Source organism: Prosthecobacter sp., from assembly GCF_044232965.1.
Lineage (GTDB): Bacteria > Verrucomicrobiota > Verrucomicrobiia > Verrucomicrobiales > Verrucomicrobiaceae > Prosthecobacter.
The window spans coordinates 180,196-202,453 of sequence record NZ_JBIIKX010000003.1; the positions used below are offsets into that span (position 1 = coordinate 180,196).

Annotated in this window: 17 protein-coding genes and 1 pseudogene; 13 read left to right on the top strand and 5 right to left on the bottom strand. The window is 60.6% G+C overall.

Going from position 1 to position 22,258, the window contains the following annotated elements; translation table 11 throughout:
- Nucleotides 1-9 precede the first annotated feature (9 nt).
- The 5 genes from ACILSI_RS02610 (at nt 10) to bcp (ending at nt 4,918) form a co-directional block, all read left to right on the top strand.
- Nucleotides 10-1,260 carry an exo-beta-N-acetylmuramidase NamZ domain-containing protein gene (locus ACILSI_RS02610; RefSeq protein ID WP_395720277.1) on the top strand — a complete coding sequence of 417 codons (1,251 nt, stop codon included), beginning with the start codon at nt 10-12 and terminating at the stop codon, nt 1,258-1,260.
- Nucleotides 1,260-1,736 (top strand): ribosome silencing factor, encoded by a 477-nt coding sequence (gene rsfS / locus ACILSI_RS02615; RefSeq protein WP_395720278.1) that lies wholly within the window; start codon nt 1,260-1,262, stop codon nt 1,734-1,736. Before ACILSI_RS02610 ends, rsfS begins: the two co-directional genes overlap by 1 nt.
- Nucleotides 1,737-1,862: 126 nt before the next feature.
- The gene (locus tag ACILSI_RS02620; RefSeq protein ID WP_395720279.1) at nt 1,863-2,900 is read left to right on the top strand and encodes a sugar ABC transporter substrate-binding protein; all 1,038 of its coding nucleotides are present in this window, start codon (nt 1,863-1,865) and stop codon (nt 2,898-2,900) included.
- Nucleotides 2,897-4,408: a sugar ABC transporter ATP-binding protein gene (locus tag ACILSI_RS02625; protein WP_395720280.1), complete on the top strand. Its 1,512-nt coding sequence runs from the start codon at nt 2,897-2,899 to the stop codon at nt 4,406-4,408. Before ACILSI_RS02620 ends, ACILSI_RS02625 begins: the two co-directional genes overlap by 4 nt.
- Nucleotides 4,409-4,447: 39 nt before the next feature.
- Nucleotides 4,448-4,918, top strand: a complete 471-nt coding sequence (gene bcp / locus ACILSI_RS02630; RefSeq protein WP_395720281.1) for a thioredoxin-dependent thiol peroxidase — start codon at nt 4,448-4,450, stop codon at nt 4,916-4,918.
- A 19-nt stretch (nt 4,919-4,937) separates the two neighbouring features.
- On the opposite strand, the gene ACILSI_RS02635 is transcribed toward bcp, so the two are convergent.
- Together ACILSI_RS02635 and ACILSI_RS02640 are read right to left on the bottom strand one after the other, a co-directional pair.
- Nucleotides 4,938-6,653: a glycosyl hydrolase family 28-related protein gene (locus ACILSI_RS02635; protein ID WP_395720282.1), complete on the bottom strand. Its 1,716-nt coding sequence runs from the start codon at nt 6,651-6,653 to the stop codon at nt 4,938-4,940.
- Nucleotides 6,654-6,763: 110 nt separating this feature from the next.
- A complete protein-coding gene (locus ACILSI_RS02640) occupies nt 6,764-9,130 on the bottom strand; it encodes an ABC transporter permease (protein WP_395720283.1) in 2,367 nt (788 codons plus the stop codon).
- 99 nt (nt 9,131-9,229) lie between these two features.
- On the opposite strand from ACILSI_RS02640, the gene ACILSI_RS02645 reads away from it, so the two are divergent.
- The 5 genes from ACILSI_RS02645 to ACILSI_RS02665 all read left to right on the top strand — a co-directional run bounded on the left by ACILSI_RS02645 (nt 9,230) and on the right by ACILSI_RS02665 (nt 14,704).
- A complete protein-coding gene (locus ACILSI_RS02645) occupies nt 9,230-10,261 on the top strand; it encodes a hypothetical protein (protein WP_395720284.1) in 1,032 nt (343 codons plus the stop codon).
- Nucleotides 10,262-10,313: 52 nt separating this feature from the next.
- Nucleotides 10,314-10,784 carry a YpsA SLOG family protein gene (locus ACILSI_RS02650; protein WP_395720285.1) on the top strand — a complete coding sequence of 157 codons (471 nt, stop codon included), beginning with the start codon at nt 10,314-10,316 and terminating at the stop codon, nt 10,782-10,784.
- Nucleotides 10,785-10,859: 75 nt separating this feature from the next.
- Nucleotides 10,860-11,720 carry a hypothetical protein gene (locus ACILSI_RS02655; RefSeq protein WP_395720286.1) on the top strand — a complete coding sequence of 287 codons (861 nt, stop codon included), beginning with the start codon at nt 10,860-10,862 and terminating at the stop codon, nt 11,718-11,720.
- 166 nt (nt 11,721-11,886) lie between these two features.
- Entirely contained in the window at nt 11,887-13,203 is a 1,317-nt protein-coding gene (locus tag ACILSI_RS02660; protein WP_395720287.1) for a sodium:proton antiporter, read from the top strand.
- A 7-nt stretch (nt 13,204-13,210) separates the two neighbouring features.
- Nucleotides 13,211-14,704: an efflux transporter outer membrane subunit gene (locus ACILSI_RS02665; RefSeq protein WP_395720288.1), complete on the top strand. Its 1,494-nt coding sequence runs from the start codon at nt 13,211-13,213 to the stop codon at nt 14,702-14,704.
- A 28-nt stretch (nt 14,705-14,732) separates the two neighbouring features.
- Here the strand turns inward: ACILSI_RS02665 and ACILSI_RS02670 are convergent, their stop codons facing one another.
- Both ACILSI_RS02670 and ACILSI_RS02675 read right to left on the bottom strand, forming a co-directional pair.
- On the bottom strand, nt 14,733-15,191 hold the full coding sequence (locus tag ACILSI_RS02670) for a hypothetical protein (RefSeq protein WP_395720289.1): 459 nt from the start codon (nt 15,189-15,191) through the stop codon (nt 14,733-14,735).
- Between the two features lie 80 nt (nt 15,192-15,271).
- The gene (locus tag ACILSI_RS02675; protein WP_395720290.1) at nt 15,272-16,651 is read right to left on the bottom strand and encodes a PQQ-dependent sugar dehydrogenase; all 1,380 of its coding nucleotides are present in this window, start codon (nt 16,649-16,651) and stop codon (nt 15,272-15,274) included.
- A 146-nt stretch (nt 16,652-16,797) separates the two neighbouring features.
- Between ACILSI_RS02675 and ACILSI_RS02680 the strand changes: the two genes are divergently transcribed.
- The 3 genes from ACILSI_RS02680 to ACILSI_RS02690 all read left to right on the top strand — a co-directional run bounded on the left by ACILSI_RS02680 (nt 16,798) and on the right by ACILSI_RS02690 (nt 21,036).
- Entirely contained in the window at nt 16,798-18,648 is a 1,851-nt protein-coding gene (locus ACILSI_RS02680) for an alpha/beta hydrolase-fold protein (protein ID WP_395720291.1), read from the top strand.
- A 199-nt stretch (nt 18,649-18,847) separates the two neighbouring features.
- Nucleotides 18,848-19,831 (top strand): enolase C-terminal domain-like protein, encoded by a 984-nt coding sequence (locus ACILSI_RS02685; protein WP_395720292.1) that lies wholly within the window; start codon nt 18,848-18,850, stop codon nt 19,829-19,831.
- Nucleotides 19,828-21,036, top strand: a complete 1,209-nt coding sequence (locus ACILSI_RS02690; protein WP_395720293.1) for a M20/M25/M40 family metallo-hydrolase — start codon at nt 19,828-19,830, stop codon at nt 21,034-21,036. Before ACILSI_RS02685 ends, ACILSI_RS02690 begins: the two co-directional genes overlap by 4 nt.
- Nucleotides 21,037-21,106: 70 nt before the next feature.
- Here ACILSI_RS02690 and ACILSI_RS02695 read toward each other — a convergent pair.
- Nucleotides 21,107-22,258: pseudogene (locus ACILSI_RS02695) on the bottom strand (acetylxylan esterase); the annotation flags it as partial.

Sequence of the window (22,258 nt, forward strand, 5' to 3'; positions counted from 1 at the left end):
AATCACCGCATGTTTTCCACCCGTGTGTTTTTCAAAGCCGTTTCGAGCCTCGCTGCGCTCGCGCTCGTCTCCTGCCAGATGCCCGCGCCGCAAGTTGCGCAGCCGCAGGCCGGTTATGGCGGCCCGTTCATGCTCGGCGTCGATGTGCTGGCCTCGCGCGGCTTTGATCTGCTGCGTGGCAAGCGCGTCGGCCTCATCACCAATCACACCAGCCTCACCGCTCGTGGCGAGCGCACCCGCACCGTGTTTCAGCAGGCGCTGGGGGCCAATTTCACCGCTCTTTATGCTCCTGAGCACGGCATTGACGGCAACATCGGCGCGGGCATCCATGTCAGCACGCGGCGGGACAGCGTGACGGGCCTGACCGTCTATTCGCTCTACGGCCCCACGCGCAAACCGACTCCAGCGATGCTCGCGCCCATCGACGTGCTCGTGTTTGACCTCCAGGACATCGGCTGCCGCAGTTATACCTACATCAGCACCATGATCGTCGCCATGGAGGCCGCCGCCGAGAATGGAAAGCAGTTCGTCGTGCTCGACCGGCCCAATCCGCTCGGTGGCTGGCGTGTCGAAGGCCCGCCATTGGAGGCCAAATGGAAATCCTTCGTCGGCCAAGTCCCCGTGCCCTATGTGCATGGCATGACGGCGGGCGAGATTGCCATGATGGCCTGCTCACGCGGCTGGGTCTCGCGCGTGCCGCGTCTCGACGTGGTGAAGATGCAAGGCTGGCAGCGTGGCATGACATGGCAGGACACCGGTCTGCGCTGGCATCCCACCTCGCCCAACATCCCGCACTCCATCTCTCCCTTCTACTATGTCACCACCGGCATCCTCGGCGGCGCTGCGGCGGTCGATATTGGCATCGGCACCGAGGAACCCTTCGGTTATGCCGGCGGCAGTGGCGTGAACCCGAACGCCCTGCTCGCCTACTGCCAGCGGCTGAACACGCCGGGCGTCACCTTCTCGCCCTACTCGAAAAACGGCTTCGGCGGCGTGCGCATCCACATGAGCCCCCGCAACACCACCGACCTCACCGCGCTTGATGTGCTGCTGCTCGCCGAGATCAACCGCCTCTCCGGCGGCAAGGTCGTCAGCCGCATGAGCGGCTCGAAATTGAACCTCTTCAACAAGGTCTATGGCAGCGAATCCCTCTATTCCGACCTCCGTCGCGGCGTGCCCGCCACCAGCATCATCGCCCGCTGGCAGGGCTGGAATCAGAGCTTCCGCTCGCAAAGGCAGCGTTTCCTGCTTTATCCTTGATGCCGACCCGAACCACCATGGAAGACCTCGAACTCGCCCGCGCCTGCGCCCTTTACGCCGATGACAAAAAAGCGGAGAACATCCGCATCCTCGATCTGCGCGGCCTCTCGCCCATTTCCGACTACTTTGTGATCTGCACCGCCCTGTCCACGCCCCAGTTGCGTGCCGTGCGCGATGAAATCATCGAGCGCATGAAGGAAGAGCATAACACCGCTCCAAACGTCAAGGACGGCAACTTCGAGAGCCAGTGGATCATCCTCGTCTATGGGAATGTGATGGTTCACATCCTCACCCCCGAAAAGCGCGAGTATTACTCCCTCGAAGAGCTTTGGGGAGATGCCCCCGAGCTGGCCCTGACCGTGGAAGCTCCGGTGCCCGAGCCGCAGACCAAGGTCAAAAAGGTCGCTGTGAAAAAAGCGGCAGCAGTGAAGAAAGCCCCCGCCAAGAGCGCCACGAAGAAAAAAGCGACGAAGTGAGCCTCTGTTAGGTGTGATGAGTTATTGGTTATGGCTCAGGCGCATAACGCTTAACCCATCACTCATAACCCTTCCCACCCGCATTTTCCGCTCGTCATTTAACGCGGCATTCGCTACACAGCAGGCATGAACGTCCGCGTCCTGCTCGTCCTCGTTTCCTGCGCTCTCAGCGTCATCACCGGCCTTGTCATCGCGCGCGGCGGCGTGAGCGTCACCGCAGCCCGCCAGCGCCCGCTCATCGGCCTGTCTATGGACACCCTCAAAGAGGAGCGCTGGCAGATTGACCGCGATCTTTTCACCGCCGCCGCCCAGGCTGCCGGAGCAGACGTTTTGGTGCAGTCCGCCAACAGCAACGACGTTGTTCAACTTCAAAACATCGAGAGCCTCATCACCCAGAAGGTCGATGTGCTCGTCATCATCCCCAAAGACGCCGCCGCGATGGCCAAAGGCGTCGAACTCGCTCATCAGGCAGGCATTCCCGTGCTTTCGTATGACCGTCTCATCACCGGCTGCGACCTCGATTTGTATCTCACCTTCGACAACGTCAAAGTCGGCGAGTTACAGGCCAAATTCCTCGCAGATCGCATCCCACCAAGCGGCAAACTGCGGCTCATCCGCATCTACGGCGCGAAGACCGACAACAACGCCAAACTCTTCAAGCAAGGCCAGGACAACATCCTCAACCCGCTCATTGCCACCGGCAAAGTTGAAGTGATGTTTGAAGACTGGACCGAGGACTGGAAGCCCGAGAACGCCAAGAAGATCACCAACGCCGCTATCACCAAGATCGGCCAGAATTTCGACGCCATCCTCGCCAGCAACGACGGCACCGCCGGTGGAGCCATTCAAGCGCTCACCGAAGAAGGACTCGCCGGAAAAATCATTGTCACCGGCCAGGATGCCGATCTCGCCGCCTGCCAGCGCATCGCGCAAGGCACGCAGGCCATGACCGTGTACAAACCCATCCAAAGCATCGCCACCAAAGCCGCCGAACTCGCCCTCAAACTCGCCCGCCGCCAGCCCATCGTCGCCCGCGACGCCGTCTCCAACGGCAAGATCGATGTTCCCTCCGTCCTGCTCGAAATCACTTCCGTTACCAAGGAGAACCTGCGCGAAACTGTCATCAAGGATGGCTTCCGCAAAGAAAGCGACGTGTTTCAATGATCCTCCGCGCCGACCAGATCACCAAGCGCTTCCCCGGCGTCACGGCACTCAAAGATGTGTCGTTTGATCTCCGTGAAGGCGAGATCCATGCCCTGTGCGGTGAAAACGGCGCAGGCAAGAGCACGTTGATCAAATTGCTCTCCGGCATTCATCCGCATGGCAGCTACGAAGGCCGCTTTGAGGTGAATGGTGTCGAGGCATGCTTTGAAACGATCAAAGACGCGGAGAAGGCCGGACTGGCGGTGATTTACCAAGAACTGGCGCTCGTCGAGGAGATGACGGTGGCGGAAAACATCTTCCTTGGCCGCGAGCCTAGGCGTTGGGGTGCCTTCATCGACTGGCCTCGCATGTATCGCGAGGCGCAGGCGCTGCTGGATCGTTTCAAGGTTGAACTTGATCCTGCCTCGCCAGTGCGCACGCTCGGTGTGGGGCAGAAGCAACTTGTCGAGATCATCAAGGCGCTCGCCAAAGACTCGAAGATCCTGATTCTCGACGAACCCACCGCCGCACTCGCCGAGCACGAGGTTTTGATCCTGCTCGACATCCTGCGCGATTTGCGGAAGCGCGGCATCGCCAGCATCTACATTTCCCACAAGCTCGACGAGGTCTTCAGCATCGCCGATCGCGTCACTGTCCTGCGCGATGGCACGACGGTTTGCACCCAGCAAGCCGCTGACACGAGCAAGAACGAGGTCATCCGCCACATGGTAGGCCGCGAGATCGGCGATCTTTTCCCACGCCGCTCGTCACAGCCGGGAGGCATCATCCTCCAGGTCGATTCCCTCGCCGTGGCCGACTCTGAAAGCGGCGTGACGAAGCTGCATGACATCCAGTTTGAACTGCGGGCCGGTGAGGTGCTCGGCATCGGCGGCTTGATGGGCGCGGGGCGCACAGAGCTGCTCATGCACCTGTTCGGAGCCTGGGGCCGCCGCGTTTCCGGTCAGGTGACCCTCAAAGGCCGTTCCACCGATGGTTGGACGCCAGAATCCATCATTCAATACGGCCTCGTGCTCGCCTCTGAGGACCGCCGTCGTTACGGGCTGCATCTGGAGCATGAGATTGGCTTCAATCTGTCGCTGTCATCGCTTTCCAGCGTCACGCGAGCTGGATTCATCCAGCGCAATGCCGAGATTCGCCGCAACCAGGGCATCTTTGACTCGCTACGCGTCAAAGCGACCGGACTGGAGGCCGTGGTGGGCAAACTCTCCGGCGGGAACCAGCAAAAAGTCGTGCTCGGCAAGGCATTGCTCACCCAGCCTTCCATCATCCTGCTCGATGAGCCAACTCGCGGCATCGACGTGGGCGCGAAGCTCGAAATCTACGAGATCATCAACCAGCTCACCGCCGAAGGAAAAGCCGTCATCCTCGTTTCCAGCGAGCTGCCAGAGCTCATCGGCATGAGCGACCGCATTTTGATGCTCAACGTCGGCCGCATCGGCGGTGCCTTCACGCGCCAAGAGGCCACGCAGGAAAAACTCATGGCCGCCGCCATGGGACACGCGGGTTGAGCGCATCCAGAGTCCGCCGGACCGCGTAAAATTGCCACCATGAGCAAACCTGCCCTCCATTCCAAAGCCCCGGACTTCACCGCGCCCGTCGTCGGCGGCAGTTACAAGGACGGCGACACCGTCACCCTCAGCGAACTGAAGGGGCAGACGGTGGTGCTGTATTTTTATCCGAAGGACGACACGCCAGGCTGCACGAAGCAGGCCTGCGGCTTGCGTGACGGCTGGAAATCCATCGCCAAAAAAGCGCTCGTGTTCGGCGTGAGCACCGATCCGGTGAAGAGCCACGCGAAGTTCATCAAGAAGCACGAACTCCCCTTCCCGCTCATCGCGGACGAGGATCAGAAGATCGTGAACGCCTACGGCGTGTGGGTCGAGAAGAGCATGTATGGCAAGACCTACATGGGCACGGAGCGCAGCACTTTCATCATTGGCAAAGACGGCAAAATCGCCACCATCCTCGAAAAGGTGAAGCCTGAGGCGCATCTCGACGCGGTTCTGGCGCTGCTGTGAGCGATAAAAACCGAACCCGCTAAAGATCCGAGATAAAGACAAGCTGAGCGGGCTTGGCTTGATTGAGCAACTTTGTCCTGCCCTTTGGCATCCTGATGTCGTTACCTTTCAGGGTGAGCTTGCCTTTGACCTCCCCATGAATGTGTATCCCGGCACCTCCGGGGGATTCGATGGAATTTTCACTGATTGTCGCCTCAAGAACTCCCCCATTGGCTGTTGCCACGACCTTGATTGCTTCAAAGGTAGCGTCGCGAATGACGTTGCCTTTGATCAACAGTCCACTGATGTCTTTACCCGGCATGTAAGCGTACAGAGCTGGAAACTTCTGATTAAAGCCAGTGCCGCCGCAGTCGATGATGACATTGCCAGCGATGGTGACATTGCTAAGCGGCCAACTGTCAAAACCCGTGGAGACGGTCAGGCCGGTGATTCGGTTAACGCTCGTGATGAGGTTGCTCTCAACCACGATGGCGTCACCCCCATACACGCCGACTCCGTTGCCCCAACGCTGTCCCTCGCAGGAGTTTTGTCTCAAGGTGATATTGCGGCAGGCTCCGGAGACACCTCCCTTTTCGGTGCTGGAGAAAACCGCCAGCCCGTCGTCGCCATTGCCACGGCAGTGGTTTTGTTCGACGAGCACATCCACGGAATGATTGTTAAAATTCAAGCCGTCGGCATAGGTGTCATGGAACCGGCACCGGCGGACCACAACGTTGGAGCACGGCCCAATCCAACCTCCTGTGGTGGTGTGCCTGACCCAGATGTTATCCACCAAGTGACGCTCGCCGCTCCCTGTGACCCCGTGCTGAATGGCCTCTGTGGATCGGGCTTTTAGAGTGCCTTCAATGGAGAACCCAGAAATCTGCGCGTCTCTACCCGAGAGCCGAAAACCCACGTTTCCCGAGAAGTGGCCGGGCTTGGACTTGCCAAGAGCCCTGAGGTTTGTGAACCAGGGGCCGGCGCCGAGCACACGCACTTGGTCAACCACCATGGGCTCCGTTTGGTGATAGAGACCCGGCGGAAACCAAACCCCTTTCTTCTCCGCCTTGGCCTTCTCGACACAGGCCTTGAGAGCCGCTGAATCATCCACGCCGTCATCCGGCAGCACGCCGAATTCAGTTACGGAAAGGAAACCCTCCGGCATCTCCGGCGGCGGTGCCACCAGCTCCAGATCGATCAAATCAATCACATACCACGGCGCGTTGTCGGAGGCTTGTTTGTAAACAGTGATCGAATCACCCGAACTGAGCGGCGGGCCGGTGAGTATCTGCCGCGCCTCGTCAAAAAACGCATGCGGTGTTCCCGTTCCGGGTTTGTTGTCATTTCCATTCGGATCAGCTCCATAGAGCCATGTGTGAGCCGAACTGACGGTCACTTTCTGCCGAAATGCGCCATTGACCGCAACGCTCAAGGTATGATCCATGCCACCGCCCTCTGGCGAGTCGGGCACACAAGCTCGTATGACGATCGAATTGACAGGTTTGGCCACCTTCCATGTCACCTGTTGATTTGCGGCGCTGAGTTTGACGCAGGCATGGTTAACGGCCTCGTTGGCTATGTCGCCATAACTTTTGGAGAAGAGTTTTTCTCCAGTGGTGACGCCTTGCTCAGCCTGGTAAGTGGTCCAGACAACGTCGGCTCCGACTGTGGCGGCGGGCAGCGGATCGGCGACGAATAGAAGCAGGAAGGCCATGCGCAGGAGCTTTGCCGTGCGGCGCTGTGTGAAGATGCTCATGGCTGTGCTTGTGGGGTTTGCATTTGCCTTGAAGGATTCAACCGGACGATTGTTTTGCCTTCTCTTATTTCTCACAGAAGGAACACCATGGCAAGACGAGCGCGGAATGGTCAATCCCGCGCCTTGAGCACGCCCACCATGTCGAGCTTCCGCAGCATGCGACCGACGACGATGAAGGACGAGCAGGCGGCGGCGGCGACCACGAGGACGGACACGGTGTAGGTGAACAGGCTGATCTCCAGTGGCAGGCGCACGGTTTCGGTGCGGACTTTTTCGATGATGAGAATGGCAAGCCCCCGGCCAAAGAGCAGGCCAATCGGCAACGCGGCGACAATGAGGATGATCAGCTCCCCGAGCAGCACGCCGGCCACCTCACGCTGCGTGAAGCCGACGACACGCAGTGTGGCGAGATCACGGCTGCGCTCCGAAAGGGCGATGCGGGCGCTGTTGTAAACCACGCCGAAAGCGACGACGATGGCGAGCGTGAGGTAAAGCTTTCGCAGGATGCCGATGCTCTGGCCGGTGGTGCTGCGGAAGGCCTCGAGCTGGTCGTCTTTCACCAGCGTCACGGCAATGCGCGGCGTGTCCTTGACCTCGCGCATGAAATCTTCCCACCGTGCCTGATCGACAGCCAGATAAGCTCCACTGACCACGTCTCCCTCGCCCATGAGGCGATGCAGCGCCTGGATGTCCATGAAAGCCGAGACACCGGCGAAATCCTCAATGAAACCTCGGATGGCGACGTTCAGCGTCGATCTTTTGCCCTCCAACGCCTGGACTTGAATCACATCGCCAATTCTTGCGCCGAGAATCTGACCGAGTTGCGCGGACATGACGACGCCTTCCTCCGGCAGCACGATTCTTCGGCCTTTGGCATCCAGCAGGCGGTTCAAATCGGCGTCACGCGGCATGCCGGTGATGGCGAGCTTGCGCGAGTGGTGTCCATAACGAATACGCGCCTGCACAGCACGGACCGGCTCGGCGCGCTGCACGCCAGGCAGATGCTCCAGATTGTGCAATGCGCTGGGAGAACCCGGTTCGGCGAAAAACACCACCACATCCTGCCTCTGCACGTCATTCCACTGATAGGTGAGCAGGTAGTCGATGCTGTCCGCCATGGAACCTGGCAGCACCATCAAGCCTGTGGCCAGCGCGATGCCAAAGATGGTAAAAACGGCCTGCATTGGGCGGCGCTCAATGTTGCGTAAGGCCATGCGGAAGGCCGGACTGCTGCCACGCGTAAGGCCGACGCGTTCCAGCAGCGATGGCTTGAAATCCGCAGGCGGCTCCGGTCGCATGGCCTCCGCAGGGGGCAGCTTGACCGCCATCCATACGACGCTGAAGACACCGAGGATCGAAGCGGCCGCGCTGACCACAAGCGCGATGCCCAGGGCGCTGTAATCCATACGAAATTTGAGTTCCGGGAAGCGGAAGAACAGATCATAGATGCCCAGCAGCCCGCCGCCCATCCAGCGCCCGACCAGACCGCCGATCACAGTGCCGAACACGACGATGACGAAGGCGTAGTTCAGGTAATGCCGCCCCACCTGCCAGGAGGAATAACCGAGCGCCTTGAGCTGCGCGATCTGCTCCCGCTGGAGCCGCACCAGACGAGCGAGCACCGCGTTCACCATGAAGGCCGCCACGCTGAGAAAGACGACGGGATAGGCCAGCGACAGGGCATGCACCACACGCAGTTCATCATCAAGGCGCTTGGCGCTGTTGTGATCCTCGCGGGTGTAGGCACCCTGCGCACCGTAGTCGGCCAGCAGACGGTCCATCTCCGCCAGCACCGGCCCGGCCTTCGCTCCAGGGGCGAGATCGACGCAGATGTCGTTGAAGGCACCATCGAGATTGTAGGGCACGGCGATGGCCTTGTAGTTCATCCAGAACACGCCGTAGCGCTTGTTGTCCGGCAGTGTTTGTCCGGGGCGTGCCTCAAACACAAATTCGGGCGACAGGCCGATGCCGCAGACGATCAGCGTGTCGCGGCGGCCATTGATGATGGCCACGATGTTGTCGCCGATTTGCAGCTTGTTCGCGAGGGCGAAGGATTCACTCACCACGGCATGCCGTCGCTCGTCGGGCTGCGGCAGGCGGCCTTTGCGGATGAAGACTTGGTTGAGCGTCTGCGGCTTGCCCTCAGGCAGGGAAACGATATGCGCCGAGGCCGGCTCGGTGAGGCCTACAAGGTCGAGCGTGGCATCCACCACCACCCGCGCCTCGATGGCGGCCACGCCGGGAATTTCCGCAACGCGGTCGGCCAGCGAAAGCGGCGCCCGTTTGAGCGAGCCAAACACATCCGCCAGCCGATGACGCTGGTAGTAGGCGTCGCGCGTGCTCTCCAGCGTCAGGATGATGCTGCGCGTCATGATCATCATGGCCAGACCGCAGGCCATGACGAGGCTCACGGCCAGGATTTGACCCTTCATGCGGCCGAGGTCGCGGAAGAGCTTCAGGTCGAGCGGAGTCAGCATGATGGGTGCCGCAGCATGGCGCGTGGAAGCACTGCCGCAAGACGCGGGATGCCGATCCTTCCTTGAAACCTGGAACACGAGATGCGACACAGGCCGGGAATGAACGAGATCACGAAGCGCAAGAATTTCATCCCCGTCACCGACGAGCTGATCTCCTACCTCGACCAGTTTGGGCGCTGCTACTCGCTGCCGACGACTTATGACGAGCTGCGCGGCTTTTCAGACAGCTACCCGCTCTACGACAAGGAGGGCAACGCCACGCACTGGAGCAGCGTCATGTATCCGCGCGAGTACCAGCGGGAGATTTACCCGAAGCTCACCAGCATCTACTCTCAGCTTCGCACCGGGGACTTCCACGCCGTGCCCCACTTGTATGTGGAGCGCGTCGATTACTGCGAGTTCGGCAACTCCCGCCCCTTCCGCGTGCGTGTGGTGAACCAGTACAATGACAACTACGACCACTTCTATGTGAAAACAGCGGACGCCTCCCGGGTTTATGGCCTGGAGCTGGAGCACCTGCTCTCGCCGAACCGTATCAACTACCTCATGCATCGCGGCGGCACACTGGTGGAGGAGCACATCGCCGGTGTGCCCGGTGATGCCTTCATCCGCGACTACCTCGGCCGCCCCGACTTCAACGGCGTCCGCCTCGCCAAGGAGTTCGTCAAATTCAGTGAGCGCTGCTTCATCCGCCTGCTCGGCGACATGCGCAGCTACAACTACGTCGTCGATATGACCCCCGACTTTGAGGAGGTACAGTATCGCGTCCGTGCCATCGACTTCGACCAGCAGAGCTACGAGGGCCGCAAGAGCCTCTACCTGCCGCAGTTCTTCAAGGAGAACAATCCCGTCGTCCAGCTCTGCTCCTCCTGCCTGAACTTCCCCACCATGAAGCAGTACCAGGAGGAGGAGCGCAGCCTCATCTCCCGCCGCTACCTCTCCGAGCACACCCGCATCATGGCGCTGCTGCGCTGCATGAAAAACAACGCCGTGGAGCCGTTTGAAAAAGTCATCCAGCTCCGCTCCGAACTGGGCCAGTACCATAACACTCACCTGTTCGACTCCTGCCACAGCATGGGAGCGATCGTGGAGCGAAACCTGGACCTGATGCTGGGCAAGCACCTGGAATGAGGCGACTTCGCGCTTGCCGTGCCCGGAGTTCTGCTTTCCTCTGCGGGTGCTCATGGCCTACAAACTTGTCATCATTTCCGGCGCTCAAACAGGCGTCGAACGCGCCGCGCTCGACTGGACGGTGAAACACGACCTCCCTCGCGGCGGCAGACACCCCGCCGGACTCACCGAAGCGCCCGACCCGCTGCACAAGCTCCGCGAGGTGGAGACTGAAAACGTGCTTGAGGTCATCGAGGCCAACATACGCGACGCCGACGGCACCGTCGTCTTCACGCAGGCCGCGAAAGCCACCGGCACCGCGCAAAAGGCTGTCAGCACGTCGAAGAAGCACAAAAAGCCCGTGCTGCATGTGCATCGCGGCATTCTCGGTGTGTCCGAGAAGATCGTGGCCTTTCTCGACAAATACTACGTCCGTCGCCTGCACCTCACCGGTTCGCCCGAGGCGGACGAGCCGGGCCTGGGCGTCTGGGTGACCTCCGAACTCGAGAAAGCCAAGGGCATCCTCGATCGTCGGCCCGACTAAAGCACGGGAGAAAAATCTCCTTCGGGCGAATTTGGCCTCGACATTCGCACCTGAGTTTATAAAAAGGCGCTCGCCATGGAAAACACCACAGTCTCATCATGCCATCGTCCCAGCCGCTGGCTTGCTTCCCTCGCCGTGCTTGCTGGCCTCCTAGCAATCAATGCTCAAGGCAATGAGGCGGTTTCCGCCACTAACGCCAAAATCGAAGCCACTTACGGCGGGGTCAACGACACCTACAGCCGTGGCGTTGCCGCCAGCCTTTCCATTCCGGTGGCCGAATCCTGGGGCATTCAGTTTGATACTATGTATAACCATGCGGCGGAGGATGATTTTTATGGCGCTGGCGCTCACTTTTTCACCCGCAAACCTGAAATCGGCCTGCTAGGCCTGTTCGTCGGCGGCATCCATGGCGCAAGTTCCATGGACAACATCGCAGTGGCCGTTGAGGGCGAGTATTATTTTGACTGGCTGACGGTCGGAGCCTTCGTCGGCTATGATCATGTGGAAAACAATGGTCTGAGATCCACCTTCAGCCCGCGAGTGAACAACCACGACGACTTCGTGCTGGCCAATCTCTACGCGGCGGTTTACCCCGTGGACAACGTCATGGTACGTTTTGATTACACCAACCGCATCAACCGCAATTTCTACGACCTGACTGTGGAATACCAGACTCCGGTCAAAGGACTGGCTGCCTTTGTGGTAGGAGGCCTGGGAGATGCGGATTTCTACCAATTGATGGGCGGCATCCGCTACTACATCGGAAAAGACAAGGCCCTCAAGCGCCGCCATCGCGAGGATGACCCGATGAACCCTCTCAGCGGCGTCTTCCAGAGTCCGGGGCAGGCAAGTGGTCAGAATCCTCCCCCCGCTGCCACCCCAGCGGCTCCTCCAGCAGCGCCTCCTCCAGCGCCTCCGCCAGCACCGCCAACCTGATTCAGGCATGGCTTTGATGACTGCCTAACTCTCCTGAGTTGACGACGCGCCTGCATTTCCTTGGAATGCAGGCGTTTTTCTTTTCAACAGCCGCGAAACGAACCTCAAAACTTCTGCTCAAAGCGCGGTTTGACAAACGAATAGCCATCCGCCTTGTGTCCGCCGCATGATTTTGCTCGCCGCCGCTTCGTCCCACGCCGCGCTTCCCCCCATGGGAATGGTCGCGCCCTTCGCCCTTCTCCTGCTCTGCATCGCGCTGATGCCGCTGTTTGCCGCCCACTTTTGGGAGCATCACTATCCGAAGGTCGCCATCGGCCTCGGACTCGTGACAGCCGCGTATTACATCTTTGTGCAGAAGGACTGGCATCCGCTGCACCATGCCGGGCATGAGTACGTCAGCTTCATGGCGCTGGTCGGCTCCCTGTTCGTCATTTCCGGCGGCATCAACATCCGCGTGAAGGGCGAGGCCACGCCAGTGGTGAACACGCTCTTCCTGCTCATCGGCGCTGTGCTGGCCAATCTGATCGGCACCACCGGCGCGTCGATGCTCATGATCCGGCCATGGATCAAGATGAACAAGTACCGCATCACCGGCCTCCACATCGTCTTCTTCATCTTCGTCATCAGCAACGTTGGCGGTGCGCTCACACCGATTGGTGATCCGCCGCTGTTCCTCGGTTTTCTGCGCGGCGTGCCCTTCTGGTGGGTGCTGGAGCACTGCTGGCAGGCCTGGGCGCTGGCCGTCGGCCTGTTGCTGGCCGTGTTTTACGCCATGGACAGTGTGAACTTCCGCCGTGCGCCCAAAGAGGTGCGTGAACTGGAGACCGCGCACGAAGACTGGTTCTTCCGCGGCCTGCTGAATGTCGTCTGGCTCGCCATCGTGCTAGGCTCGGTCTTCCTGCCGAAAAACATCCAGGAAACCACCGTTCTTGGCATCTTTTCCGTACCCGCGCTCATCATGTTCGCCGCAGCAGCCGCGTCCTACTTCACCACAAAGAAGGAGGTGCATGAGTCGAACGACTTCAACTTCGGCCCGGTCAAGGAGGTGGGCTTTCTCTTCATCGGCATCTTTCTCACCATGATCCCGGCGCTGCAGATCCTGCAAAGCGGCGAGGCCGTGAAGATCGACACGCCGATGCAGTACTATTTCAGCACCGGGGCGCTCTCCGCCTTCCTCGACAACGCGCCCACCTATCTCTCCTTCCTCGCCGCTTCCATGGGCCATGAGCAATTGTCCGTCGATTCCAGCACCGATGTGCTGAAGTTCGCCGCCGAGCACGCGGGGCACCTGATTGCCATCTCCCTCGGCGCGGTGTTCTTCGGCGCGGGCAGCTACATCGGCAACGGGCCGAACTTCATGGTTAAGGCCATCGCTGACAAATCCAAGGTCCACGCGCCGTCTTTCCTGGCCTACATGTACCGCTATTCCATCCCGATCCTACTGCCTGTGCTGATCGTGGTGGGTTGGGTCATGGTGAAGTAAGGCGGAAATGACGAATGCCGAAATCCGCATGACGAACGAAGCCCGAAATCCGAAATCCGAATCACGCGCTTCGTTCGTCATTAGAGCTTCGTCATTCGTTCGTCATTCCGCAGCGGCTAGTCTGTGTCTCTGCGGCATCGGCTGCGCCTTTTTTCCGCCCCTCGGCTCCAAGCGTCTCAAAACCGACCTCGCGGCGCTCCACGGCACCGCGCCGTCGAAGTGGGCCGCACTGCCTGCGATTTCAAAAAGCGCCGCCACCGGCTGGTTGAGCGAGTTCAGCGGCTCCAAGCTGCCTGCTCTCGTGAATCAGGCTGTTGCCAACAATCCCGACATGAAGGCCGCCGGTGCGCGCGTGCGGCAGGCACGGGCGCAGATGGTCCAGGCGGGTGCCGGGCTTTTTCCGGCCATCACCGCGAATGGAACGGGCAGCCGCACTCAAAGTCCGGGAGATCAGCGCTTCCCCGGTATCAATCAAATCGCCAACCGCTTCACCTCCAACCTCAACGTGAGCTGGGAGATCGACTTTTGGGGCCGTGTGGCCGATGAACGCCGCGCTGCGAGGGCTGGCTCCGAAGCCGCCGAGGAAGACTGGCATGCCGCGCGTCTCTCGCTCGCCACCACCACGGTGCAAACCGCCGTGAGCCTCGCCGAGGCCGAAAGCCTGCTCGCCCTCGCGCAAAGCAACATCACCACCCGCAAAGTGCAGCTCGGCATCCTCGAACGTCAGCTCGACCGCGGCATCGACCCCGAGCGTGCCGCGCTCGATGTCAGTCTGAGCCGTGCCGATTTCGCGCGTGCCGAGTCCACCGTGCAGCAGCGCCGCGCCACGGCGGATCAGACACGTCGCACGCTCGAAACCCTGCTCGGCGGCTATCCGGCGGGCACCGAGCGCGGCCTGGGTTCACTGCCTTCGCTCAAGCGCGGCATTCCCGCCGGCCTGCCCTCCGAAATGCTGCTGCGCCGACCCGATCTCCGCGCCGCCGAGCGTCGTGTCACCGCCGCGCTCGCCACCGAGAGCGCCGCCAAAAAAGCGCTGCTGCCCAGCCTTCGCCTCACCGGCCAGTTGGGCCGCACCTCGCAGCAGATCGAGCAATTGATCCGCCCCGAGTCCGCCATCTGGAACATCGGTACCCAGGCCGCCCAAACCTTGTTTCAAGGCGGTCGTTTGAAGGCCGGCATCGACCTCGAACGCGCCCGCTACGATGAATCGCTGCAAACTTACGCGGGCAGTGTCCTCACCGCCTTCCGCGAAGTCGAAACCGCCCTCGCCGCCGAGCAATTCCTGCTCCAGCAGGAGTCCGCCCTCGAACGCGCCGCGACCGAGGCCGAACGCGCCGAGCAACTCGCCCTCAGCCAGTATGAAAAAGGCCTGAGCGAGGTTCTGACTCTCCTCGACACCCGCCAGCGCGCCTTCGACGCCCGTAGCGCCCTCATCGGCGTCCAAGCCCAGCGCATGCGTAACCGCGCCGCGCTGCATCTCGCGCTAGGCGGGGAGTTTTAAAGTAAAGCTTCTGATTCCGCGCTCACATTCACTTCCGAGTAAACTCCTCGAATTGATCGTCGATGATGCGCATGATCCGGCCCTTCTCCAAACTGAACTCCTCTCTTGAGAACGGCTCCTTGCGCTTTATCGCAAGCTGGCCATCGACCCCCAGTTTGAGTCTGCCAATGTCATGAACATTGACGATGAGCAGATCATGATTGGAGTTGATCAGCATGATGCAGTCTGGGGCCGATCGCCAAACACCTGTAATCCTCCGATCCTCGGCGCTGAGCTTGTTTGGAGGTTGTCCGGGGCTGAAGGGTGCGCCAAGAGGATCCAAGGAGGTGTCGATTGAAGGGACGGTCCTCCGTTGCTTGGCTTTGACGACCGCCATTAGCCTGGAATAAAGCTCATCCGCTTCCACATCGGACCGGGTCGGTTTTGAAGCACAACTTAATGAGAGAACAGCAAGCGAGGTAAGGAGAAAACAAAGCAGTGTTTTCATAGCTGGAATCGTGTTGAAAATAGAATGAGCAGCCAGGAACTCCGGCTGCTCATTCGGCAATCATCTAAAAGGAAGTGCGCTTACTTCTTCTGCAAAGGCGCGACTTCCGCGCCCGCTGGCACCTTGTCTGCCGCAACGATCTTCCACACCGCGCCGGGGGCTTCTTGATACGGATCGGTCTTACCGCCGTAGCCAGCGGTGCCGTGGCAGAGGTAGAGCGCACCGTCTTCACCTTCACCGCCGCCGGTGGGGCGCAGCGGAGTGTCGAGGTCGAGCAGTTCCTGCATCTGCCATTTGGCCGCTTCATCGCGTTGCAGGCCCCAGATTTTGCCGGAACCCCAGTCGGCCACGAAGCACACGCCATCGAGGCTCGGATAATCTTTGCCGCGATACACGCCGACGCCGATGACGCAGTTGCCCTGATCGACATGGCTGTATTCGGCGACGGGCAGCGTGCCGATCTGTGCCCACTTTTCCGGGTTCACGCTCGTTTCGGTGCCGTCGGGGTTCTTTTTCAAGATCTGGGGGAAAGGATGGCTGCCACACATGGCCTTCCAGCCGTAGTTGATGCCACCTTTGCAGCCAGCAGGTTCCACATTGATCTCTTCCCAGTGGTTTTGGCCGATGTCGAAGATGTAGAACTCACCGGTCTTGCTGTCGAAGCTCATCGTCCATGGATTGCGGATGCCGTAGCTCCAGATTTCAGGCCGTGCTTTCGGCTGGATCTTGGAGAAAGCCTCTTCGCTGATGCCAAACAGCGTCATCTGTTGCAGTGGCGTGATGAAGGGGTTGTCCTTCGGGATGCCGTAGCCTTTTTCGGTGGTGCGGGTGTTCACGTCGATGCGCAGCACTTTGGCCAGCGTGGTGCTGAGATCCTGACCCGCGTTGAGCACGTCGCCTTCCCAGCCGCCGTCGCCACTGCCGATGTAAAGGTAGCCATCGGGGCCAAAGCAGATCTCACCGCCGTTGTGGTTGCAGTAGGGACGCTCGAGCTGCATCACCACGCGGGCGCTTTCTGGATCGGCCTGATCAGGGTTGCTGGCCTTCACCTTGTACTCGACGATGAAGCCGTCGCCGTTGAACCACATGTCGGAGTAGTGGATGTAGAACAGGCCGTTCTCCTTGAACTTCGGATGGAATTCGAGGTCGTAGAGCCCCTGTTCGAGGAAGGAGCTGACAGTCTTGTCCTTGATGTCGAGAAACGGACGCTTCAAGAGCTTGCCATCCTTCACGATGCGCACCACGCCGGGCCGCTCGCAGATGAACACACGGCCCGTGCCGTCCTTCGGGCAGGCCACATGCACAGGCTCGACGAGTCCGTCGGCCACCTTGACGAGCTGGATGGCGACCGGCTTCGGCAGCTTGCCGCCGGGTTGGACGGGTTTGGGATCTTCGGCACGGGAGAGTGCTGGCAGGGCCAGCAGGCCGAGCGCGAGTGAGAGGGAGTGGTTTAATTTCATGTGGGTTGGGTGAAATAAGAGGCGTGAGGTTATGAAAGCGCTGAAATGCAGGCAAGCATGAAATCGCCGCTTGAGATGGAGTATTTCACCGCACCACCGGCAAAATCACACTGGCGGCCCGATTCCGCTTCTGCCAGCATGACCTCATGCGCTCGCTCTGCCTCCCTTCCTGGCTCTTCCTCCTATTTGTCTCATTCCTTCGCGCCGAGCCCGAGTTCCCGCTCACCGCCGACTCCCAGCCGCAGCCGAACGTGCCGAAGGGCACCATGCTCAAGGACACCTATACCGCGAAGGAAGGCAGCGTCTTCCCCGGCACGCAGCGCGAATACCAGATCTACCTCCCCGCCGGTCATGATAAGACCAAGCCCGCCGCCTTCATGGTCTTCCAGGATGGCGTCATCTATCAGGCCCCCGTCGTGTTCGACAATCTCATCGCGAAGAAAGACATCCCGCCGCTCGTCGGCATCTTCATCAAGCCCGGCGTCGTCCCCGCCGTGAATGACAACGCGCTGCCGCGCTTCAACCGCAGCTACGAGTACGACAGCATCACGCCCACCTACTCGCAGTTCCTCCTCGACGAGTTCCTGCCTGCCATTGAGGCGAAGCACGGCCTCAAACTCAGCACCGATCCCAATCACGCCGCCATCTCAGGCAACAGCAGCGGCGGTATCTGCGCCTTCATGGTCGCCTGGCATCGGCCTGATCGCTTCCGTCGCGTCTTCACCGGCGTGGGCACCTACGTCGGCATTCACGGAGCTGATCAACTGCCCGTCTTCGTCCGCAAATTCGAGCCCAAGCCCCTCCGCGTCTTCCTCCAAAGCGGCACCGGCGACAACAACCTCTACTGCGGCGACTGGTGGATGGCCAACCAGATGATGGAACGCAGCCTCACCTGGGCCGGTTACGACGTGAACCACGCCTGGGGCGAAGGCGGCCACAACGGCAAACACGCCACCCAAATCTTCCCCGACGTCCTCCGCTGGCTCTGGCGCGACTGGCAGACGAACATCGAGGTGAAGGCGAATCCTAAGGGCGAGTCGAAGTGGAAGGGGTATGAAGTGGCGGGTGATGGGGAGTGGCATCGACTTCAACTACCGAGTGCAAATGATGTCACTCCTAGTCGAATTCATCACATGGCTGCAAATCAAAGCGGCGACGTTTTCTTTGCCCATGAATTTCCCAAACCCCTTTGGCGACATGGTCCCGATGGGCATGTAAACAGCTATGCACCGGGAGTCAGAGGGGCACACAAGTTGTGGAGCATCGCTTGTGACAAAGCTGGACTGCCTGTGGTCTGTGTTTCAGGAGGAGAAGGTATCGTGCGAATCGGAGAAATCGACAAAGCCGGGGTAATGAACAAACCCAGCAGGTGTTCTGAAGGACTTATGGCTTTTGGCGGAGGCGACATCACGTTGTTGACAGGAATGGGGCACAAACAAGACGATCATGAACCTTTCGCTGAAGGGGATCACGCCAGTGTGATGCTGCTTGATCAAAACAGAACCCTGCAAGATTCGATTTTTTTGCCTGCTGCATCAATGATTTCAGGCATCTGCCTTTCACCTGATCAAACGCAAATCTACCTGGCTCAGAGAGACAATTCATTCATCACCAGTGTGCTGATCAAGACGAGACCAACACCGCCAGATGACCCTTTCGCCGCAGGGCAGAAGGACGGCACCGAACCAGCACTGGCAGAGGCACAACGTTTTGGGGAGCTTGAGGGTGAGAAGCCTGAAGCTGGCGGCCTCTGCGTGGACACCAACGGCTGGCTCTACGTCGCCACCTCCCTCGGCATCCAGGTCTGCGACCAAGCCGGTCGCGTGAACTTCATCATCCCGACGCCCAAGCAGCCCTACGACGTGTGTTTCGGCGGCAAAGACCTCAGCGAGCTGTTCATCGCCTGCGGTGACACGATCTACAAACGCCCGACGAAGGCCAAAGGCGTCGTCAGCGGCCAACAGCCACCGATCAAGCCCGCGCCACCGAAGCTCTGAGGGAGCGCCTGCGTCCCGCAGGCTGTTTTCCGCGTCCTCGCGGAAAACCGTCCCCAAAGCTCACGCCAGCCAGTTTGACCACCGAAGACCGATGAACGAGCCACAACGGCCTTCAGCGAGACGCTGAAGGCCGCACGCGAGGACGCGTGCGCTCCATCCGGACTTGACCATGCGGTGCCTTGACCGTTGACTGCCGCGCTTGCACTCCGAAATCAAGACCCTCCAGCTCAACGAGCCTTTCCGCATCGCCCACGGCACTTCGGCCACACGGCAGGTGCTGCGTGTTTCGGACGGCACGCACACCACCGAGGCTCCCTTCGTGCCTTACTACAGCGAAGATCCGGCGCAGACCCTCGCCATTTTGAACCAGACCGTGCTGCCGGAAAAACTGCCACGCACCGCCGCTTTGGCTATGAATCTTCTCCGTCACGACATCATTGGCCACGCCACCGGCCAGAAGCTCTCGGCGCATGCGATTGCCAAACTCGGGCCGTCGAATCGCGCCGCGCCGCCCGGTTGCCGCTCCTTCAGCATTCCCGACGACCTCGATGTCTTCGCCGACAAGGTGCGCGACATCTCACAGCAGTTCCGCGTTCTCAAACTCAAGCTCGGCTCCGGCGATCTCGGCCTCGACCTCGCCACGGTCTCCGTGGCCCGTTACGCCGCGCCTGAGGCCGCGCTCATCCTCGACGTGAACGGCGGCTGGGGCATGCACGAGGCTGCGCTGATGATCGAAAAGCTCTCGCATTACTCCCCTGCCCTGATCGAGCAGCCGATTCATCATCGCCTTGGTGTCGAGGCATGGGAGGAGCTCCGCGCCAGCATCCCCGGCAACTCTCCGCTCCTGTTTGCCGACGAAAGCGTGCAAACCGCCGCCGATGTGCCCGCTCTCGCGCCCTTCATCGACGGTGTGAACATCAAGCTGCTCAAATGCGGCAGCTTCGACGCCGCCGTCGCCATGATCGCGACCGCGCGTGAGCACAGCCTGCAAATCCTGCTCGGCTGCATGATCGAAACCAGCCTCGGCACCACTGCCGCCGCGCACCTCGCCCCCTGGGCCGACTGGATCGACCTCGACGGCCACTTTTACGTCGCCAACGACGACTTCGACGGCATCGCGTATGATGCGGACGGCCGTCTCCTTATGCCGGATCGTCCCGGCATCGGGGCTATCCCACGATGAACGCTTCTCTTTTCCAAACCGCCGCCGAACGCCACTTCTCCGCCGCGCTCGACTTGCTGCGTCGTCTCGTCGCCATCAACAGCTTCACCGCGAACGCCGCCGGAGTTGAAGCCGTCGCCCGTTTGACCGCCGAGGCCTTCGCGCCGCTCGGATTCACCGCTGAACTCGCTCCCTGCACGATTCCTAGCACCGGCCCGCATCTGTTCCTCACCCATCGCGGCAACGGCGGCGATCCCGTCGTGCTCGTCACGCATTCCGACACCGTGTTTCCACCCGAGGAAGAACAGCGCAACGACTTCAAGTGGGATGAACGTCCCGAGGAAGGCCGCATCTACGGTCCTGGCACGATTGATAACAAAGGCGGCACCGTCTTGATCTGGCTCATCCTGCAAATCCTGCGCGACTGCGCGCAAGAGGCCTTCGCGCAAACGCACTGGCTTGTCGCCGCGAACGCCGCCGAGGAAGTCACGGGCGACGACTTCGGCCACGCCACCGCCGAGCGCTGCGCTGGCAAGGCACGCGCCGTGCTCGTCTTTGAAGGCGGCCCCGTCGATGAACGAGGCTGGCACATCGTCACCTCACGCAAAGGCCGCAGCACCTGGCAGCTCACGGCGGAAGGCAAGGCCGCCCACGCCGGCAGCAAACATCATGAAGGCATCAACGCCATCGACGCGCTCGCCCGTGTGCTGCCAGAGATCGCAGCGCTGACCGATGCTGCGCAGGAACGCACGGTGAATATCGGCATAATTCACGGTGGCACCGTGGTCAATCGTGTGCCGCATGAAGCCCTCGCCGAATGGGAATGCCGCGCCACCGAACCTGCCGCGCTGCAACAGGCCGATGACTTCTTCACCTCTCTCGGTGGCATCGCCGCAAACGGCGCGAAACTCACCGCCGAACGCACCGGCCACACCGCCGCCTGGCCGGGTGGCATCGAGTCCGAGGCCTTATTTCACCTTTGGCACGAGGCCGCCGCCGCGATGAACCTCACCGCCGTCTCCGTCCCACGCGGTGGCTTGAGCGATGCGAATCACCTCTGGCAGCTCGCCCCCACCCTCGACGGTCTCGGCCCTCACGGCGGCAACGCCCACTGCTCCGAACGCAGTGCCGATGGCTCCAAACTGCCCGAATACGTCGAGCCCGCCTCCTTCGTGCCGAAAGCCGTCATGAACGCCCTGGCGCTGCTGAAGCTGGTGTCCCATTAGCACTGTAGTCCCGGCTTTAGCCGGTTCTGATCCGCCTAAAGGCGGAACTACAATACTGATTCCACCCGCGTTACTTCATCAGCCACTCCACGGCTGAACTCTCGGGATCTTTACCCTCGCTTCGGACCCAGCACAGATGTGGTCCTTGGAGAGAAAGCATGCCTGGCAGATCGAGATACTTCGCGCCACCGGGCAGGAACATCGGATCACGATAATCGAGCACCTTGCCAAAACGGAAGCCGTGTGTGTCCACCGCGGCACGATCCACGGCCTCTCCGGCCAAGGCGCGTGCGGCGACGGCAATGGGACCGGTCTGCGGACCGAATGCGGCGAGACAAACGCTCTTCGGACTCGGATGCGAACCCACCTTGGTGTTGCGCAGGAAGGTGACGAGCGAGAGCACGTCATGCGTGCGCTGGGCAAAGAGCGCGTGGTTGTAACCATGCGTGTATCCGGCGAACTCACGCGGATTGGCAACCACACGCGTTTGTTTGACCGGTTCGCCGCCTTGGAACAAAAGATCGACGCCAAGCACGGCCGCACCACCGGCAACGAGTTCCTTCACTTGTGGGTTGGCGATGCCGGACTTGCCCGCGTCATCGAGCCAGATGATCACACGACCATTCCACTGCTTCGGATAGAGCCAGGAGACGTTGAGTTCCTCGTTGTAGGTCTTGTTGCTGAGCGTGCCGGTCATTTCGAGATGATCGCCACGGTCCTGCTTGTCCTTGAGGGTCCATTCGACCTCGCCCGCCTTGTCGTAGCTGCGGCCGATGATGACCTCGACGCCTTGGCGAAGCACCTGCGGATCAGCGTCACGCAGTTGTTTGTTGGAATCCTCGGCGAGGTATTTGAGCAGTTGGCGCTCAAATTCAGGATCGGCGGCCTTCGGCGCGGGATGTTTATCATCCCACACGGTGAGCTGCTCCTTGGTGAGCGGTTCGTAGTCCTGTTCGATGACAGGCGATGGGAAGCCGAGCTTGAAGTACTTGTTGAGGAAGGTGTAGAACGCCGAGCGGGTAACCGCGTTGTAGTTGTGCGGGAAGTGCTCGCCGCGCAGCAGGAAGACGTTGTCCTTCACGCCATGCGTCGCGTAGAGCTTCTGAAGTTCAGGAAAGCCCTTGGTGGCCAGTTCCTTGGTCCAGTCGTTCGCGGTGTTCATGCCCTGCGGCTTGGGCGCAAACAGTCCGGCGAACTCGATGTTGCCAGTGCCGATGCGCAG

Coding starts and splice junctions, on each gene's coding strand:
- ACILSI_RS02620 (WP_395720279.1), top strand. CDS start 1,863: ATGAACGTCCGCGTCCTGCTCGTCCTCGTTTCCTGCGCTCTCAGCGTC.
- ACILSI_RS02655 (WP_395720286.1), top strand. CDS start 10,860: ATGGAAAACACCACAGTCTCATCATGCCATCGTCCCAGCCGCTGGCTT.
- ACILSI_RS02665 (WP_395720288.1), top strand. CDS start 13,211: ATGACGAATGCCGAAATCCGCATGACGAACGAAGCCCGAAATCCGAAA.
- ACILSI_RS02670 (WP_395720289.1), bottom strand. CDS start 15,191: ATGAAAACACTGCTTTGTTTTCTCCTTACCTCGCTTGCTGTTCTCTCA.
- bcp (WP_395720281.1), top strand. CDS start 4,448: ATGAGCAAACCTGCCCTCCATTCCAAAGCCCCGGACTTCACCGCGCCC.
- ACILSI_RS02690 (WP_395720293.1), top strand. CDS start 19,828: ATGAACGCTTCTCTTTTCCAAACCGCCGCCGAACGCCACTTCTCCGCC.
- ACILSI_RS02660 (WP_395720287.1), top strand. CDS start 11,887: ATGATTTTGCTCGCCGCCGCTTCGTCCCACGCCGCGCTTCCCCCCATG.
- ACILSI_RS02610 (WP_395720277.1), top strand. CDS start 10: ATGTTTTCCACCCGTGTGTTTTTCAAAGCCGTTTCGAGCCTCGCTGCG.
- ACILSI_RS02680 (WP_395720291.1), top strand. CDS start 16,798: ATGCGCTCGCTCTGCCTCCCTTCCTGGCTCTTCCTCCTATTTGTCTCA.
- rsfS (WP_395720278.1), top strand. CDS start 1,260: ATGCCGACCCGAACCACCATGGAAGACCTCGAACTCGCCCGCGCCTGC.
- ACILSI_RS02640 (WP_395720283.1), bottom strand. CDS start 9,130: ATGCTGACTCCGCTCGACCTGAAGCTCTTCCGCGACCTCGGCCGCATG.
- ACILSI_RS02625 (WP_395720280.1), top strand. CDS start 2,897: ATGATCCTCCGCGCCGACCAGATCACCAAGCGCTTCCCCGGCGTCACG.
- ACILSI_RS02635 (WP_395720282.1), bottom strand. CDS start 6,653: ATGAGCATCTTCACACAGCGCCGCACGGCAAAGCTCCTGCGCATGGCC.
- ACILSI_RS02675 (WP_395720290.1), bottom strand. CDS start 16,651: ATGAAATTAAACCACTCCCTCTCACTCGCGCTCGGCCTGCTGGCCCTG.
- ACILSI_RS02645 (WP_395720284.1), top strand. CDS start 9,230: ATGAACGAGATCACGAAGCGCAAGAATTTCATCCCCGTCACCGACGAG.
- ACILSI_RS02650 (WP_395720285.1), top strand. CDS start 10,314: ATGGCCTACAAACTTGTCATCATTTCCGGCGCTCAAACAGGCGTCGAA.